The following is a 16,655-nucleotide window of genomic DNA, read 5'->3' as shown; positions in this document are numbered from 1 at the left end:
TCAGATATAAGGGGTAGATATAATGGATAAGATTAAATTGTTTTGTCTGCCGTATGCAGGAGGTTCTGCAGCAGTATATAAATATTGGGAACAATACTTGCATGATAGGATTGAGCTTTTCCCGATTGAGCTTGCGGGAAGAGGCAGCAGGATTGGTGAACCGTTTTACGGAAGTGTTGAGGAAGCGCTTGAAGATATACAACGTATTATCATAAGCAACCTTGAAGAACAACCTTATGCGTTGTTTGGCCACAGTATGGGCAGTGTACTTGTATATGAACTTGCCTATAGAATAAAGGAGCTCGGACATCCATATCCTGTCCATATGTTTATTTCCGGCAGATATCCTCCGGGTTTTGTAAGTAAGAAGAAGGTACTCTATGATTTGCCGGATAAGGAGTTTGTGGATGAGGTATTTAAGCTGGGAGGCACGCCCAAAGAGGTTCTGAAAAGCAATGAATTAATGGAGTTGTTTTTACCGATACTCAGAGCGGATTTTAGAATTACTGACACATACAGGCACATTGAAAAAAACACTAAGCTTGACTGCGATATAAGTGTATTGTGGGGAAAAAGAGAAAAGGGAGCCACTATTTTTGACGTTGCAAAATGGCATGATTATACGTCCAAAAGTTGTAAAATTCATATGTTTGACGGGGATCATTTTTTTATACACGATTACAAAAAGGATGTAGCAGCAATAATAAATAGTAGTCTCATCGACTTTGCAGACAATGGTATGTGAAGACTGAAGTTTATTTAAAATTTAATATGAAATCAAGAGGCTAAGTTTTTAGGTTGACTTTAATGACCTGTAGACTTAGCCTCTTTCCAGTCTAATCAAAAATTTGAAGAAAGTAGAACCTACGTCCTATTGGAATTATTTCCATGTTTCTGTATTACCAGAATTGTAATCATTTGTTTAAGCGATTTAATTATGGAATGAACTTGAAGTATTTGTGAAAACAAAGGGGGGAAATAGTGCTGATAAATGTTGAAAATGAGCAACACAGGAAAATATCAGAAGAAAAATACAAGGAGGTTTGAAAATGACTAGCAAAAAGTTTTCTTTTAAAGCCACATCACTTTTGGTAGTTTTAGCAGTATTCTTATCCACCTTTTGCGCAGTCTTGCCGGTGAGCGCAGCCGCTAGGGGAGCATGGGCACCAAATACTGCCTATGCAGTAAATGAGACAGTAACATATAGTGGAAGTACTTATACCTGTCGTCAGGCACATACTTCCCTCGTAGGTTGGGAACCACCTATTGTTCCTGCTTTATGGGAGAAAGGCGGCAGCGGAACTACGCCACCTACAACACCGCCAACAACGCCACCAACAGGTCCTTCAGTAACAAAGCCTTCCGAAGTTCCAAGCCACATATGGACATACACAATGAATGCGGGCGATAAATTCGGTAAAGGCGGAGATTTTGCTTTATTGCTGAGTGCTGTGATCAAAAAGGAAAGCAGCTTTGGAGCAGGCTTACCAGGCAGTCCATCAGCCGGCGACGGATTGATGCAGGTAGAACCAAACACACGTAATGCTTATTTATCTCAATTCAGTTCAAAATTTGTCCCTGCTTATAATCACGGCAGTGAACAAGATCAGGTATACTTGGGCGCCCTGATTTTAAATGAAAAGATTATTAAATTCGGCAATATATATAACGGCTTATTACACTATAACGGAGGAGATTACTGGTATCCGGGAGCTACAGATTCTTATGGCCGTCCTATTCTGGCCAATCAATATGCAGATGCAGTTTACTCTACTTATAAGGGCTATGGCGGTAAGAACTAAGGTGGATTTTAAAAAAAGATAAGCAAAATCGGGCTGAAAAATGCGTTTTTTCAGCCCGATTTTTTTAGGGCCTGTACGCAAACTGTACAACTCGTAGAAATCTAGTAAAATAAGGCACATGAGACGAAGATACGAGTTAACGGATGAAGAATGGAATATAGTTGACCCCCTGTTGCCCCCAGCCCGAAAAAAACAGGGAGGACGTCCGCCCAAGGATCGGCGCCAGATGCTCAATGCCGTGCTTTGGGTTGCTCGAACGGGCGCGCCATGGCGGGATTTACCGAGTTACTATGGCCCTTGGTTTTCAGCCTACAGCTTTTTCTGGCGGCTACAAAAAGCGAATATTTGGGGTGAAATACTGAAGCATGTCGCCATCGAGCCGGATTGGGAGCAGGTCATGGTCGATGCCACCATCGTCCGCGTCCATCAACATGGAGCGGGCGCAAAGGGGGCAGGACCGGCAAGCAATCGGACGTTCGCGCGGAGGATTAACTACCAAAATTCATGCGATGGTGGATGCGCTCGGCTATCCGCTGCGTTTCGAATTGACGCCAGGACAAGACCACGATTCTGTCACCGGCTATCGCCTTCTTCATGAACTGGACTTCTGCCCGGGCGAAGTGTTGGCTGATCGCGCCTACGATACCAATGCCATTCTGGAGCTTTTGCAAAGCCGAGCGATCACTCCGGTTATCCCAAGCAAACGCAATCGGCGGGTAAAGCGCCCGTTAGATTCTGAAACGTATAAAGAGCGACACTTAATTGAATGCTTTTTCAACAAAGTAAAAAACTATCGACGCTTGGCCACTCGCTATGAAAAAACAGCGAACATGTTCATGGCTTTTTTGACGCTGCTTTCAATTCGTTTATGGCTCAAATAGGTTTGCGTACAGGCCCTAGAGAATTGTACAATTAAATTTTTGAATAAGAACAAAGAGAAGGTTCTAAAACAGGCATTCTCTCTAAAAAATATGTACAATATACTATTTGTGAAAAGTTATGTAGATACTCGAGCATTTGAAGTCCAAAGAAGAAGCGGTTATTATCAACACGACTTCGTCACTTGGATTCGTGCCACTGGCGGGTGCTGCTGTTTATAGTGCGACGAAAGCAGCGCTCCATTCCTATACGCTATCCCAACGGTACATGCTTAAAGACACATCGGTGAAAATCCTGGAAATTGCGCCGCCAGGGGTTCAAACGTATTTCAATAACGATCCGAGCTCTATGCTACTAGCATCATTCATTGATGAAACGATGAAGGTACTTGGTACGGATGCGGACGAGGTTCTAGTGGAAGAAGTGAAAGTATTTCGAAACAACCCGGGCCCGAACGAAGGTATTTTTGTGAACCAGTTAAACAATATGATGTTTGAGCCGCCAAAGGGTCATTAATCCGTTTAATACTTAGCGTATATTTTCGTTAATTATCTCAACTCGCTTTTAGAAAATCCTTGATTATCAAGGGCGTGTACATCGAAGACATGTAAACAACGTATTCGCCTTGACAATGAGCCTCGCGGCATCGGAGTCTAAACACGTGCGCCGATGCCCATAGGACACGGTTTACCTAGGGCTTGCTGAACGAATCAAAACTCCAACAGGCACAAGGGTTTAGGGCCTCTTATGTCGAAGGAAAACGGGGCAGCCCCGTGAAAAACCGTGCACTTGGAGGCGTCAGGATTGTATCAGCGAACCGAGAACCAGATGAACCTGCCCGTCGACTTTTTTCTGCCGTTCGGCGGAAAGCTCGCAGAAGATAACCGCTGGGTGCTGCTGGCCCAGATGATTCCGTGGTGGATGCTCGAAGAGAAGTATGCGAAAAACTTCAAGAAAAGCCTCAAGGGCCAAAAAGCCGTTTCGATCCGTATCGCGCTCGGCGCACTCATCATCCAGGAGCGGCTTGGCACCGATGATCGGGAGACACTTCGTCAGATTCTGGAGAACCCGTATCTGCAGTACTTCCTCGGTCTGCCGGAATATCGGTACCGCCGTCCGTTTCATCATTCTCTCATGACGCATTTCCGCAAGCGATTGGGTGGCGAAATTCTGGATGAAGTGAATGAATGGATCGCTCTGGAAGAAGCGCGCAAGTGTCGGATGATTCATCGGACGACGATGAACCTGGCAGCGGAACTGACGCAGCGTCCGGTAAGCCTTCAGAAACGCAGCTACAGCAGATGGAACTGACGAACGAGGGCGAACTGCTGCCGGACGCTACCTGCGCGCCGGCGGATATCGCCTACCCGACGGATTTGTCGTTACTGAATCAGGCCAGAGAAAAGCTGGAGAAGATCATCGACATCCTGCACGAACCGGAACGTGGAAAGACCCGCAAGCCCAGAACATACCGAGAGCGTGCCCGCAAAGCCTATCTGGCGGTTGCCAAGCAGCGGCGCGTGAAGCCGCGCGCGATGCGAAAAGCGATCGGCAAGCAGCTCAGGTTCGTTTCCCGTGATCTGCGCATGATCGCCGAACTCGCCGATATGACGAGCGGCCTGCCGCGGCGTTTGTACAAGGAACTGCTGGCCATTCAAGAGCTTTATCGTCAGCAGCAAACGATGTATGACAAGCGGACACACAGCATATCGGATCGGATTGTCAGTATCGCACAGCCACATGTCAGACCGATCGTGCGCGGCAAAGCCAGGGCAAACGTCGAGTTCGGAGAGAAGCTGGCGATTAGCGTGGTGAACGGCTACGCTTTCCGCGAGCATCTGTCGTGGGATAGCTACAACGAAGGGCAGACATTGCAGGACGCCGTAGAGCGTTACCGCGCCAGATTTGGTTATTATCCCAAAGCGGTGCTGGCCGACCAGATCTATCGAACCCGCGACAACTTGCGCTTCTGCAAAGAGGGAATTCGCTTAAGCGGACCGCAGTTGGGTCGTCCGTCAGCCGATCAGCAGGAGAAAAAGAAAATCGCCAAGACGGATGCAGCCGCACGCAATGCGGTGGAAGGCAAGTTCGGCGAAGGCAAGCGCAGTTATGGGTTTGGCCGTATTCGAGCACACCTTCAGACGACGAGCGAGACCGTGATCGGGCTGCAACTGCTGGTGATGAACCTCGAAAAGAGACTTCGGGTTCTCTTTTTGTCTATTTTGCAATGGCTGTGGTTGAGACTCGCGGTCCGCTTGCTCGTTCCACTGTAAAATGTGACCCGTTCAGCAAGCCCTACCTAGCAAGGTTATCCGATGCCTCTCATTGTAAAGGCACCACTACGCTGAATACGTTGTTTACAGAGTTAAGATATCCCGTAAACAAAGTAACATTATCGGTGAAATTCGTTACTTTGTTTACTATTAATAGCATGGTTTAAGCTAGTCAAGATAAAGTTAAAATGTTGGCGGATCGCCAATAGGACTAATGACAAATTGAAGGTGAAATTGCATATCGACAGCGGACACGATGCCGGGGCGATGTGGTTTGCGTACTCGACCGTCTATTCTTCACCGGACGGAAGCGGCTGGTATTCGCTCGTTATCATTGAAAAAAATGGTTTTTTTTCAATGCGCCACACGGAGCAAAAGCCAGTGCAACGATCTACAGTGTCATTGAAACAGCGAAGAAAAACGGGCTAAATCCTTTCAAGTATTTGACGGACCTGCTCGAACAACTTCCGCAGCTTGCGAATCCGAAAGATCCGGTTGAGCTAGACGAATTGTTGCCATGGTCGCCTTCGCTCCCACTGACGTGCCGCCTATTTCAATCAAACTAAGACTAACAGGCCCTCATCTTGGGAACAAGGTGGGGGCTATTTTGCGCTTACACAACTGCTGGTGATGAACCTGAAAAGAGACTTCGGGGTCTCTTTTTGCCTCTTTTGCAATGGTTTTTGTCAAGGCTCGCCGTTCATTTGCTCGTAACATCGTAAAACATGATCCGCTAAGAAAGCCCTAATTATCAAGATTCAATGTGATGTCTGAAAAGAAAATTGAATTTACCTAAGAATGGATATAAAAAAAGAGGGAGTGAAGCCCAGCAACTATTTCATACCACTTATTATCATTTTGCTGTATATAATTCTAAGTCATGAAATTGAACCGATTTGCTGATATAATCAATTTATAGTTCTCTCAGAAAGGTCCGTGACATATTGAAACTTATTATTGCGGAAAAACCGGATCAAGGGGCGAAGTTGGCTTCACCTTTTAAACATAAAAAACAACAAGGGTATATTGAAATCTCACCGAACAATACATTTCCAAAAGGAGCCCTAGTGACTTGGGCTGTTGGTCATGTTTGCGAATTGGTGCCTCCAGAGGAATACGATCCTAGTCTTAAGAAGTGGAGTCTAGACACTTTGCCGATATTACCCGAAAAATTTAGACATCGCGTTTCTCCTTCTAAAGCCAAGCAATTTCAAGTGATTAAATCCCTTTTAATGCGTCCAGATATCAAAGAAATCGTCCATGCCGGGGATACCGGGAGGGAAGGAGAGTACATAGTCCGCATAGCGGTTCAGCTTGTTGGAGTGAACAAACCTATGAAACGGCTATGGATATCATCGTTAACACCCAAAGCCGTCGAACAAGGTTTTATGAATTTGAAAGGTGAAGAGGATACCCGGTCCTTATATTATGAAGCCGTTAGCCGTTCTTGCGCTGATTGGCTCGTAGGAATGAATGGTTCACGGGTATATTCACTTCTGTTCCAGCGTAGAGGAATTAGAGAAGTATTCTCAACTGGGCGTGTACAAAGTCCGACATTGGCGCTAATCGTAGCACGCGAGAAAGAAATTCAGAATTTCAAACCGGAACCGTTCTGGGAATTAAAAGCCAAATTCCTAATAAATGATACTGTCTATGAAGGCACATGGTTTCGGGAGGAGCAAACACGGTTTGCAAGTCGGGATGAAGCGGAGTCCGTCAAAAGAAACTGTGAAAATAAGCTGGCATCAGTCAATGAAATTGAGAGAGAGCGAAAAGAATTTCAACCGCCACAGCTCTTTAACTTATCTTCATTGCAAGCAGTTGCCAATCAAATTTATAAATATTCGCCTCAAAATTGTTTAAATGCGCTGCAGCAGCTTTAACTGGAAGGATACATTTCCTATCCGAGATCGGATTCGGCTTATGTAACACCTGAAGAAGCCAGGCAATTTCCTGAGATTCTTTCAAAGTTAAGTCGTCAAGAATCATTCAAGGATTTCTTTCCTTTGCCCATACAATCTATTGCCAATAATAAGAGATTTGTCAATGCGGCAAAAGTAAGTGATCACTATGCGATCATTCCAACAGAAGTGATCCCCCAAATCGGACGATTGAAACCAGAAGAGCGTAATTTATACGAGCTGATTGTCAAGAGGCTGATAGCTGCGCATTATGATAAGGCTATTATTGATTATTCGCGCTTAATTACAGTCGTAGGTGATCAAGAAACATTTCTCACCAAAGGAAGACTTATTGTGCAGGAAGGTTGGCGAAAAGTTCTGTATGATTCTGATTCTCAGGAAGAATCCGAACCAGATGTATTACCTCCATTGGAGCAAGGCGACTCAGGAACAGTTGAAGAATTACTTGTAAAAGAAGGAAAAACTCAGGCTCCAAAGCGATACACCGAAGGGCAATTGATTACTTTAATGAAGACGGCTGGAAAGCATCTTGAAGACGCAGAGTTAGAGAAAATTCTTGAAAAAACAGAAGGATTGGGCACGGAGGCCACGCGTGCCGGTATCATCTCAGTTCTTAAAGACCGCAAGTATATTGAGGTAAAGAAAAACATGGTTTATGCTACAAGCAAGGGGATTATATTGATCGATGCTTTAGGCGACAGCATATTAGCATCCGCAGAAATGACAGCCAAGTGGGAACAACGACTTCATGATGTCGGACAAGGCAATGCGTCCCCGCAATCGTTTATGGAGCAGGCTAAAAGATTGTCGCAAAAAATTGTCGATGATGCAATTCGAAACTCGATGACTTGGACTTTTACAGCAAAAAGTATGGAGAGTAAAGAGCAGACTGAAAAAGCGGATAAGGTTTCTGGAGGTTTAGGTCTTGGTCCGTGTCCGAAATGCAAAGAGGATGTTATAGATAAAGGGGCGGCTTATAGTTGCTCGGCAAGGCCGCGATGCGATTTTTCATTTTCTAAAAAAGTATTGGGTAAAACCATAACAGAAACGCAGATCAAGAGGTTTTTGGGGAAAGGGAGGACAAACCTTATTAAGGGATTCAAAAAAGGTGACAAAACTTTCGAGGCCGCACTTGTCTGGAAAAAGGAAGAAGGTAGGGTCGGTTTTGAATTTAAACCGAAGTAAGGATATTATCTTGACAAGACTAGGTAAAATAATTAAATTAAACGTATGACTATGAATCATTATGCGAGATGTGACAAGAGTTGCATCGAGCTCTAGCCAGGCGGCAAAAGAGCACTTGTAAGATTTCATTACAGGATTCAATCGAGTCCCGTATGATTTCTTTTAAGTTGCTCTTTTTTTATTGAAAAGCGTGCGTCATTATGACTCAAGTACTACAACTCAAAATGTATAAATATGCATTTGATTCTATGTATCCTTTAACTGGTTTAATCCAGCTCTCTAAAAGACGAAAAAATCCCTATGCGAGGAGTGAAGTTATGAAGTTATTAGATGTCGTTGGATTAAACGGAGTAGGACATATAAAAGGTTTTTTCACAACATGCATATGCGAACTTTCCATTAAAGAAAAAAGGGAAAGTTATAGGACAGCATTTGCGCCTAACACAATCAAGGGCCAATATGTTGATGGAACAAAGGAAAGTCAAGTTTCCCCAGATGGCTATACTCTAGATATTGCTTATATGTCCCGGCCGGGAAATGATGAGAAACAATTGGATTTAATTTTTGATTACCAAAATAATGTAAAAATGTACCCGGAGTTTCAACAGTATCTCCGTGAATATCAGCCGCCCTTGCTAGCAGTCTGGGGTGAAAATGATGTTTCCTTTATTCCGGCTGGTGCTGAGGCTTTTAAGAAAGATTTACCTAAAGCCGAGATTCATTTATTAGATACTGGGCACTTTGCATTGGAAACACATGCATATGAAAATGGAGAACTAATGTTGGATTTTTTAGGAAAACAATAGAATTTGAAGATTCAAAAGTTGGTAAATCCCGGATGGTTTCTACCGTCATTTCTTGTTATAGGAATTGATTTTTTTAATGTTAACTAGGATTTATGTTCATATTAATTGATGTATTGAGAGGTAAATTGAATTTAGAAGGGTGACAGGTCAGTCTCATGGAGAATTCAGGAGCTAAAAATGCGAAATTGTTTAATTCCACAAAGACCATGATCGGTGGTTTAGTTATGCTCATTATTGCAATGGGAATCGGACGTTTTTCATATACTTCCATACTTCCATTGATGCAATCACAAGCTCATCTATCCGCTACGGAATCCGGATATTTGGCAGGGAGTAATAACTTGGGTTACCTTATCGCTGCCTTTGGTGCAGGTTTCATAACCTGGGGATCCCGAAGAGCCTATCACTACTTCTTGCCACTTTAGTGCTTGTTGTTGCTGCTATAATATTGCTATCCGGTGCAGTCATTTCAAGTCAAAAAGGAGCGATAGGAAATTTAAACCATGCTCGTATTCATCCTAATCAAGAGCTTAGTTAGATCCTGGGTAATTTACATTGGAACCAGATACAAATGGAATTGGTGAATTAATTTTGAATTAACCGTTAGATATATAAATTGATTCCTTTATTGGAGGAATAGAAATGCAAATAGGTTTTTTGATTCTGGTATTGGAGGCATTACTGTATTGTATGATACATTAAAAGTTTTACCTAATGAAGATTATATGTATTACGCAGATACAATAAATGTTCCATATGGGCACAAAACGAAAGATGAAGTTAAAAAGTATGTTTTAGATGCTATAGAAATTATTAGCCAGCAAAAAGTAAAAGCGATAGTGATTGCTTGTAATACTGCCACAAGCGCAGCAATCGAAGAAATAAGGGCAAAATACAGTATTCAAATCATTGGTATGGAGCCTGCCGTAAAACCAGCTGTTAAAACAAAAAAAATATAGATAAACGAGTTTTAGTAACTGCTACTGCTTTGACTCTAAGGGAAGAAAGACTTCAAAATCTTATTACTAAATTAGATAACGAACATGTTGTTGATTTATTACCTCTTCCGAAATTAGTTCAGTTTGCAGAAAGTTTTGAGTTTAACGAGCAAATAGTGCTGCCTTATCTTCAAGAACAATTATCAATATATGATTTAAGTAAGTATGAAACTATTGTTTTAGGATGTACTCACTTTTCTTACTATAAAGATATATTTAGAAAATTATTTTCATCGGATGTTAATATAATTGATGGAAATAATGGTACTGCAAAAAATCTAAAAAAAGCACTGGAAGAAATGAATTCTTTAGATGAAGGCAACGGTAATATTTCTTTCTATTGTTCAGGGATCAAAGTCGAGGATAAGGCTAAATTAAAAGAGTTTAATAAACTGTTCAAAAGATTGGATGCTATTAACGAATATAATTGAAAAGTCTGAGATTTTATTATCATTGATTATTGCGCTGATCCTGCAAGTCGTTGGTGTCATGCTGCCAGTATGACCTTCCCAATATATTCGGCATGAGGTTAGGGTCTGTTCTTTTTTGAAGGCACGAGTTCATCTAATTTTCAATAAAAGGAGGTTTTTAAAGGTGTTTGAGACTGATTTGACGCGTGCTCTTAAAATTCGATACCCGATTTTTCAAGCGCCGATGGCTGGTGGCGTTTCGACGCCCGAATTAGTAGAGGCTGTTTCAAATGCCGGTGGGCTAGGCAACCTAGGGGGCGGATACTTAACACCGGAGCAGCTCCGTAGCGAGATCCAAAAGATCAAGCAACGAACGGACCAGCCTTTTGGAGTAAACTTGTTTGTGCCTGAGCAATCAGAAGATTCGGAAGAAGCAATTTACCGGATGACAGATTATCTGAATAAATACCGCATCAAACTTGGCACGGCTCAAAATCCATCTCTTATGAAGTTTTCAGAATCATTTGAGGAGCAGCTACAGGTAGTGTTGGAGGAGCGTGTACCTGTATTTAGTTTCACTTTTGGCGTACCATCCCAAGACGTGATCCAAACCATGAAACAGCATGGAATATTCATCATTGGAACTGCAACAACTGTTGATGAAGCCAAGCAATTGGAAGCAGCTGGCGCAGATGCAATTGTGGCTCAAGGGAGCGAAGCAGGCGGGCATAGGGGGACCTTCATGAAAGACCCTTCCCATGCTTTGATAGGCACTATGGCTATTGTTCCGCAGATCGTTGACCATGTGTCGATCCCGGTCATCGCAGCAGGAGGAATCATGGATGGGCGTGGACTTGTAGCAAGCCTTACATTAGGAGCCGCCGCAGTACAGATGGGCACTGCGTTTCTAGCCTGCCCCGAGAGCGGCGCCCATGAAACGTACAACCAGAAAATCCTCTCGTCAAATGAGGACTCCACTGAAATTACACGTGCTTACTCTGGAAGAGCTTCAAGAGGCATTCAAACAAAATTTATGATTGACATGCATCAGTACCCCGGAACAATCCCGACTTACCCCATTCAAAACGCGATGACCCGGGACATTCGTCAGGCAGCTGCAAAAGCGAACGACCCCGAGTATATGTCACTTTGGGCGGGCCAAGGTCTTCGGTTAGCAGGCGACCAACCTGCCGCTTCAATTGTAAAACAAACCATTGATCAAGCCAGTGTTCTTGTCCGGAAATTTTCTTTTATTTAGAATGGGTGATAATAAATAGGGAAAAATAATTTTCATTAAAGGGAGGAAGTTAAAATGCCATTACTTCGTTTTGATCTTATTAAAGGACGAGATAAAGCAAGCCTGAAAAAACTTTTGGATGTTGCTCACCAAGTTGTTGTGGAAGCTTTTGACGTTCCTGAGCGAGATCGTTACCAAATCATTCACGAACACCCGGCGGACCATATGATTATTGAGGATACTGGGCTAGGATTTAACCGTACCGATAGTCTAGTTATTCTCTCCATAATAAGCAAAGCCCGGCCAAAAGAGAAGAAACAAAAGCTCTATTCCTTGCTGGCTGAAAGGTTAGAAGCTGAATGCGGCATCGCACCAACCGATTTAATGGTATCTATTGTTGAAAATAATGATGATGATTGGAGTTTTGGACTGGGGGAGGCACAATTTTTGACCGGTAAGTTAAGCTGATTCAATGCTAGTCGTTTCGATCTTAATCGGTAATATCTCTAATTCTAATCGCCCTTCAACTGGCCTGGTAGGCTAGTTGAAGGGCGATTTCCATGAGGTTTGGTATTGAGATGGTAAAATAGGCTTATGGATGGTCCAAAATTACAATTACATCCAATCATTCTGATGTGTAACAACCCAATTCATAGTAAGTATTATTGTTGTAATCAAAGCTTTTAATCACGTCAAGACCAAGCTTTTTGGTGTGGGCAGCGTATGATCTGTGATTGATGTGGTTTATAAAAGTTATCAATATCGGATATTTTTTACTCATTTGCATTCTGGAAAAATCAAAAACCTTTCGGAGTACTACCGTCCCCCTGTAATCCATATCAATGCAAATTGGCCCATACTGATAAGTGTTTTCAGTAGAAAGCGTAGTTCCCTTATATTCTGTATCTTTCAAATCGTCAATCATAAATTGAAAAAAAGGCCACTTAGCCCAATACTTCCATGAGGCAGCCATCACATAAGCAACAATCTTCTGGTCATGACATGCAATTGTAATTCCATTTTCTTTTTCAATTAATTCCTTAAATTGTTCTTCTGTAAATAAGGTTGTTACGAAGCCATCAGGTTTGTCTTTTTCACTAATGGTTGTAATGTGATATTTTTTTTGTAATTCCACTATAGCAGATATATCATCAACAGTAGCGTTTCTATAAATCATTGTTATCCTCCTATATGAAATGAGCTTAAAAAAACTTTACTTCAGCATTCGACATATTGCAACCATTTTAAGTTGTAGGTTTTTGCGAGAGGAAGGCTACACTATGATCAGGAGAGCGTTAACAGGGGGAGAGCGACTGGAATTTCTATTATCCTACCTGTCTTACAAGGGAACATTGGAAAAGTTTTTTAACAATTTTCCCAGGAGGGAGAGGATTTTCAGATCGACCCACTGCAGATTAGTGTAGCCCCTGACGAATAAGCAAATGGAGTTAGTTATTAGATCGCGGCGGGTAAAAGAAAATAAAGTTTTAGACTGACGATGCTTCATTAAGCTAACGGGCAAAATTTCAATGCTAAGTGTATAATTTAGAAGACGTAAAGAATCTAATTTGGAGGCTTCTATGATTAGAGATCGTTGGTTTACAGTGCAACGGATTGATGATAATACATGCGCAATTAGTGAATACGGACATTGGGAGAAAGTACATTCATTTTTATTATTGGGAGATCAAGAAGGGGTATTAATTGATACAGGGCTTGGGATTGATAGTATCAAAAGAATAACAGAGCAGTTGACATCTTTACCTCTAAAAGTTATTACGACACATGTCCACACTGACCACATAGGTAACCATGGCGAATTTGAACGGATCTTTGTCCATAAAGGAGATGAAGACTGGCTAATTAACGGGATTCAAGGCTTAACAATAGAGCAAATCAGGAAGAATATTAGAAGAGATATAACCTTGCCTACTCCAGAAAGGTTTAATCCGGATACATACCAACCCTTTAAAGGAAAGCCGACAGGTTTGTTGAAGGATGGTGATATATTCGATCTAGGGGACAGAAGATTAATTATATATCACACTCCAGGACATTCTCCTGGCCATATTTCAGTTTTCGATGAAACAAAAGGGTATTTATTTACTGGCGATCTGCTCTATGATGAAGTGCCAATATATGCCTTTTATCCTTCAACGAACCCTGTTGATTTAGTGAATTCATTAGAAAAGATTGCAAGAATACCCAACGTCAAAATGGTATACGGTTCTCACAATACATTAGGACTTAATCCAATAATTTTAGATGAAGTAAAAATTGCAGTTAAATTTCTGAGGGAACATGATCTCGTCAAATTTGGAACTGGGATTCATAAATTCAACGGATTTAGTGTTCAGTTCTAATAATCTTGTCAAACTAACGGGAAACGTTAGCTCAATAAAATAGCGACAGTCTAGGACTTTATTTCGTGTTATTAGGTCAATCAGAGATTTCTGGTTGGCCTTTTTTCTTAGGCATCATATGATGGCGGTAGCCGAGAGAACGTTGACTTTATTGGGGCGGGCCCCGTCGTGAAAACAGTTCTCTCACTGCCCTCAATGACCATGTTTGAGCTGGTTGAGACAGGGATCTCGTATCACAAGCGAAGCTATGGGGGAACCATCGTGGGAGTGGCCGCAACTTTAATATTAGGGAGTGTGTTATGGAGCCGGTTGTAGGATTAGATGTGGATTAGTTTCCTATTTTAATACGCGAGGAGTGCAAGCATTTTATAATCAATCCACTTCAAACTAAACGTGCGAGAAACACGCAACTACGAAAAGTAAAAACCGACACTGCAGATGTCAAAAGATTGAATTTATCAATAAATAGGCAAAATGAATAAAGTCCCTGGACTCTTAATGCGATGTGCATGCGGATCGGGGACTTATCATGTGAAATACTCAATATAAGCGGTTTGCTTAATTTTTGAAAAAACACTTAAAAACACTTAACAAAAAGCGTCTAATCGCTTATGATGAATATAGGGAAAGGGGGAGGGGTTATATTTACCAAGAGGAACGACTTTTAAAAATTATGGAGTATCTCCAAAGCCGTAACCAATTATCAAATTCGGAAATTTGCGATTTATTGAACATCTCGAGAGATACGGCAAGAAGGGATATTATTAAGCTTGTTCATGAAGGGGGGGTTATCAGAACCCATGGAGGTATTGCCTTACCCTTATTAAAAGAAGAAATAAGAGCCTACAAGGAACGTGTAACCTCAGCAACAAAGCAAAAGATGCTTATTGCAAAAGCAGCTTCTGAGCATATCGCTGACGGAGATGTATGCTTCATGGATGTATCGACTACCATTCAACTGCTCTGTGGGCAATTGGACAAGAATCTGACGGTTTACACACACTCGTTGGATAATGCAGAAGCTTTATCAGCAAAAAGTGAAATTAACATAAATTTGCTCGGGGGCAAATTTAATCATGAAAACCGTTTTTTTTATGACTACGACACGGCTATGCAGTTGAACGATGTTTTTTTTGACAAAGCTTTTTTAGGAGCTGCCGCCATTATGGAAGACGGAGTGTATTTTGCGAACCGTGATGATGCTTTAGTTAAAAAGCTGGTATCGAGGCGTGCCAGAGAAGTATTTTTACTTGCCGATTTCAAAAAATTTAATTTAACAAGCCCGTTTAAAGGTCTGAATTTTTCCGAAATTGATATTCTAATTACAAATCAGGATGCCCCGAAGCATTCATTGCTGATGTTGCAGGATAGCGGAGTAGAAGTTATCAAGGTGCTTGAGGAAGAAAAGTGATAAAAAATCGCAAGGGAGCATGGGCCATGATACAAGCAATCTTTAGCGATATTGACGGGACGTTGTTAAATTCAAAACATCAAATTACATTCGACACCAAAAATACAATCCAAAAGGTTGTGGGAGGAAATATCCCTTTTGTACTCGTTTCAGCGAGAATGCCAAGCAGCATTTTTCCTCTTCAGCAAGAGCTCAATATTAACGCTCCCGTCATTTGTTATAGCGGTGGTCTAATATTGGGCTGTAATAGGGAAATCCTCCATAGCATCTGTTTATCGAAAAAGAGCATTAAACAAATATACGATATTGTATCGGATCATTATCCTTCTATTAGTTTTAACTTATATGGCTATGACCAGTGGATCGTTGATAACACTCAAAATCCTTGGGTAATTCAGGAAGCGGGAATTATTAATGGCTCTCCCATACAGAGGGTGCTTTCCTCATATATAGAAGAAGATCATGAAACTCACAAAATTTTATGCATGGGACCTCCCGAAGACGTTGAGCGGCTTGTACAACAAATCAAAAATGAAGTTACTGGTATCAGTGTCTATAAATCCAAGGGAACCTATCTGGAAATTATGGATGAGATGGTGTCCAAATCGTATGCCATTCAGGAACTCGAGGGGATATTTAATATTACTTATCGTGAATCGATGGCCATTGGAGACAACTATAATGACATGGATATGATTTTGTACGCAGGCCTAGGAATTGCAATGGGGAATGCGCCAGAGGAAGTTAAGAAAATTGCCGACTGGGTCACATCGAGTAATGATGAAGACGGTTTGAAAATAGGCTTGGAGAAATACATTTTGTCCGTTTGAAATGATCCAGTGACATTGTATATCCAAACACCAAAAAACTGTAGGCATTAGAAATAGAACAGAGGGGGACACATAACCCTGAGGATACTGAGTTTGTATCTTGTCGGTCTGCGAGTGACGAGAACGGAAGAAAAAGAAAAGCAGAGTGAGACGACAAAAAGAGATCAACGTGTTCCGACCGTTGATCTCTTTTTTGTTGTGCTCAATCAGCACGACAGATTACAAAAGAGATGAGGAAAGTTAGGTTGGGAGTTTGGTCGTCTGGATTTGTAGTGAAGAGCTTATTTACCTGTAATGCAGAAGAGCAGAAGGGATTAGTGATGCACGTTCTTATTATGCGCATCAAAAATCAAGTTTAATGAATATATAAGTATACTAAATATCACATTCACATAGGAAATCATACGAAAAGGTCCCTAAATATCCATTTTTCATCAGTAAGATCAGAAAATAATTTGGCAAAGTTCATTTACTTCTAGATGGAGGTGAGTTGCATTTTGTTTTAGGTGTGTTTTTAAATAATCTTCTCCAGCTAATTG

Annotated in this window: 11 protein-coding genes and 6 pseudogenes; 16 read left to right on the top strand and 1 reads right to left on the bottom strand. The window is 41.7% G+C overall.

Annotation, left to right across the window (positions count from 1 at the left end; all coding sequences use genetic code 11):
- Positions 1–22 precede the first annotated feature (22 nt).
- The 13 genes and pseudogenes from JOD82_RS02980 (at position 23) to JOD82_RS02920 (ending at position 11,980) form a co-directional block, all read left to right on the top strand.
- On the top strand, positions 23–745 hold the full coding sequence (locus JOD82_RS02980; RefSeq protein WP_081317595.1) for a thioesterase II family protein: 723 nt from the start codon (positions 23–25) through the stop codon (positions 743–745).
- A gap of 304 nt (positions 746–1,049) precedes the next feature.
- Positions 1,050–1,802, top strand: a complete 753-nt coding sequence (locus tag JOD82_RS02975) for a carbohydrate-binding protein (protein WP_069011899.1) — start codon at positions 1,050–1,052, stop codon at positions 1,800–1,802.
- Between the two features lie 143 nt (positions 1,803–1,945).
- Positions 1,946–2,680: pseudogene (locus JOD82_RS02970) on the top strand (IS5 family transposase); the annotation flags it as partial.
- 130 nt (positions 2,681–2,810) lie between these two features.
- A pseudogene (locus JOD82_RS02965) lies at positions 2,811–3,197 on the top strand (SDR family NAD(P)-dependent oxidoreductase); the annotation flags it as partial.
- A 288-nt stretch (positions 3,198–3,485) separates the two neighbouring features.
- Positions 3,486–4,954: pseudogene (locus tag JOD82_RS02960) on the top strand (IS5 family transposase).
- A 222-nt stretch (positions 4,955–5,176) separates the two neighbouring features.
- The gene (locus JOD82_RS02955) at positions 5,177–5,383 is read left to right on the top strand and encodes a hypothetical protein (RefSeq protein ID WP_081317592.1); all 207 of its coding nucleotides are present in this window, start codon (positions 5,177–5,179) and stop codon (positions 5,381–5,383) included.
- A pseudogene (locus tag JOD82_RS29820) lies at positions 5,293–5,520 on the top strand (transposase domain-containing protein); the annotation flags it as partial. The gene JOD82_RS02955 and the pseudogene JOD82_RS29820, both read left to right, overlap by 91 nt.
- A 378-nt stretch (positions 5,521–5,898) precedes the next feature.
- Positions 5,899–8,061, top strand: a pseudogene (locus tag JOD82_RS02945) (DNA topoisomerase III).
- Positions 8,062–8,378: 317 nt separating this feature from the next.
- Positions 8,379–8,867, top strand: a complete 489-nt coding sequence (locus tag JOD82_RS02940; RefSeq protein WP_029515246.1) for an alpha/beta fold hydrolase — start codon at positions 8,379–8,381, stop codon at positions 8,865–8,867.
- Between the two features lie 155 nt (positions 8,868–9,022).
- Positions 9,023–9,292: a YbfB/YjiJ family MFS transporter gene (locus JOD82_RS02935; protein ID WP_029515245.1), complete on the top strand. Its 270-nt coding sequence runs from the start codon at positions 9,023–9,025 to the stop codon at positions 9,290–9,292.
- Positions 9,293–9,553: 261 nt separating this feature from the next.
- Positions 9,554–10,296: pseudogene (gene murI, locus JOD82_RS02930) on the top strand (glutamate racemase).
- Positions 10,297–10,459: 163 nt separating this feature from the next.
- Entirely contained in the window at positions 10,460–11,533 is a 1,074-nt protein-coding gene (locus JOD82_RS02925) for an NAD(P)H-dependent flavin oxidoreductase (RefSeq protein ID WP_069011896.1), read from the top strand.
- A gap of 54 nt (positions 11,534–11,587) precedes the next feature.
- A complete protein-coding gene (locus JOD82_RS02920; RefSeq protein WP_029515243.1) occupies positions 11,588–11,980 on the top strand; it encodes a tautomerase family protein in 393 nt (130 codons plus the stop codon).
- A 157-nt stretch (positions 11,981–12,137) separates the two neighbouring features.
- Here the strand turns inward: JOD82_RS02920 and JOD82_RS02915 are convergent, their stop codons facing one another.
- Complete coding sequence (locus JOD82_RS02915) at positions 12,138–12,689, bottom strand: GNAT family N-acetyltransferase (protein WP_029515242.1); 552 nt, start codon at positions 12,687–12,689, stop codon at positions 12,138–12,140.
- Positions 12,690–13,092: 403 nt separating this feature from the next.
- Between JOD82_RS02915 and JOD82_RS02910 the strand changes: the two genes are divergently transcribed.
- From JOD82_RS02910 to JOD82_RS02900, 3 genes are all read left to right on the top strand, one after another.
- On the top strand, positions 13,093–13,875 hold the full coding sequence (locus tag JOD82_RS02910; RefSeq protein ID WP_029515240.1) for an MBL fold metallo-hydrolase: 783 nt from the start codon (positions 13,093–13,095) through the stop codon (positions 13,873–13,875).
- A 565-nt stretch (positions 13,876–14,440) separates the two neighbouring features.
- The gene (locus JOD82_RS02905) at positions 14,441–15,286 is read left to right on the top strand and encodes a DeoR/GlpR family DNA-binding transcription regulator (protein WP_176715734.1); all 846 of its coding nucleotides are present in this window, start codon (positions 14,441–14,443) and stop codon (positions 15,284–15,286) included.
- A 26-nt stretch (positions 15,287–15,312) separates the two neighbouring features.
- Complete coding sequence (locus tag JOD82_RS02900; RefSeq protein WP_064964234.1) at positions 15,313–16,116, top strand: Cof-type HAD-IIB family hydrolase; 804 nt, start codon at positions 15,313–15,315, stop codon at positions 16,114–16,116.
- The last annotated feature ends 539 nt before the right edge of the window (positions 16,117–16,655 follow it).

This window comes from Paenibacillus sp. 1182 (genome assembly GCF_017833915.1).
In the GTDB taxonomy this organism is placed as follows: Bacteria; Bacillota; Bacilli; order Paenibacillales; family Paenibacillaceae; genus Paenibacillus; species Paenibacillus polymyxa_D.
This window is presented reverse-complemented; position numbering and strand designations above follow the sequence as displayed.

Excerpts from the sequence above, each read along its gene's own strand:
- JOD82_RS02910 (WP_029515240.1), top strand. The coding sequence starts at position 13,093 with ATGATTAGAGATCGTTGGTTTACAGTGCAACGGATTGATGATAATACA.
- JOD82_RS02915 (WP_029515242.1), bottom strand. The coding sequence starts at position 12,689 with ATGATTTATAGAAACGCTACTGTTGATGATATATCTGCTATAGTGGAA.
- JOD82_RS02900 (WP_064964234.1), top strand. The coding sequence starts at position 15,313 with ATGATACAAGCAATCTTTAGCGATATTGACGGGACGTTGTTAAATTCA.
- JOD82_RS02975 (WP_069011899.1), top strand. The coding sequence starts at position 1,050 with ATGACTAGCAAAAAGTTTTCTTTTAAAGCCACATCACTTTTGGTAGTT.
- JOD82_RS02940 (WP_029515246.1), top strand. The coding sequence starts at position 8,379 with ATGAAGTTATTAGATGTCGTTGGATTAAACGGAGTAGGACATATAAAA.
- JOD82_RS02980 (WP_081317595.1), top strand. The coding sequence starts at position 23 with ATGGATAAGATTAAATTGTTTTGTCTGCCGTATGCAGGAGGTTCTGCA.
- JOD82_RS02920 (WP_029515243.1), top strand. The coding sequence starts at position 11,588 with ATGCCATTACTTCGTTTTGATCTTATTAAAGGACGAGATAAAGCAAGC.
- JOD82_RS02935 (WP_029515245.1), top strand. The coding sequence starts at position 9,023 with ATGGAGAATTCAGGAGCTAAAAATGCGAAATTGTTTAATTCCACAAAG.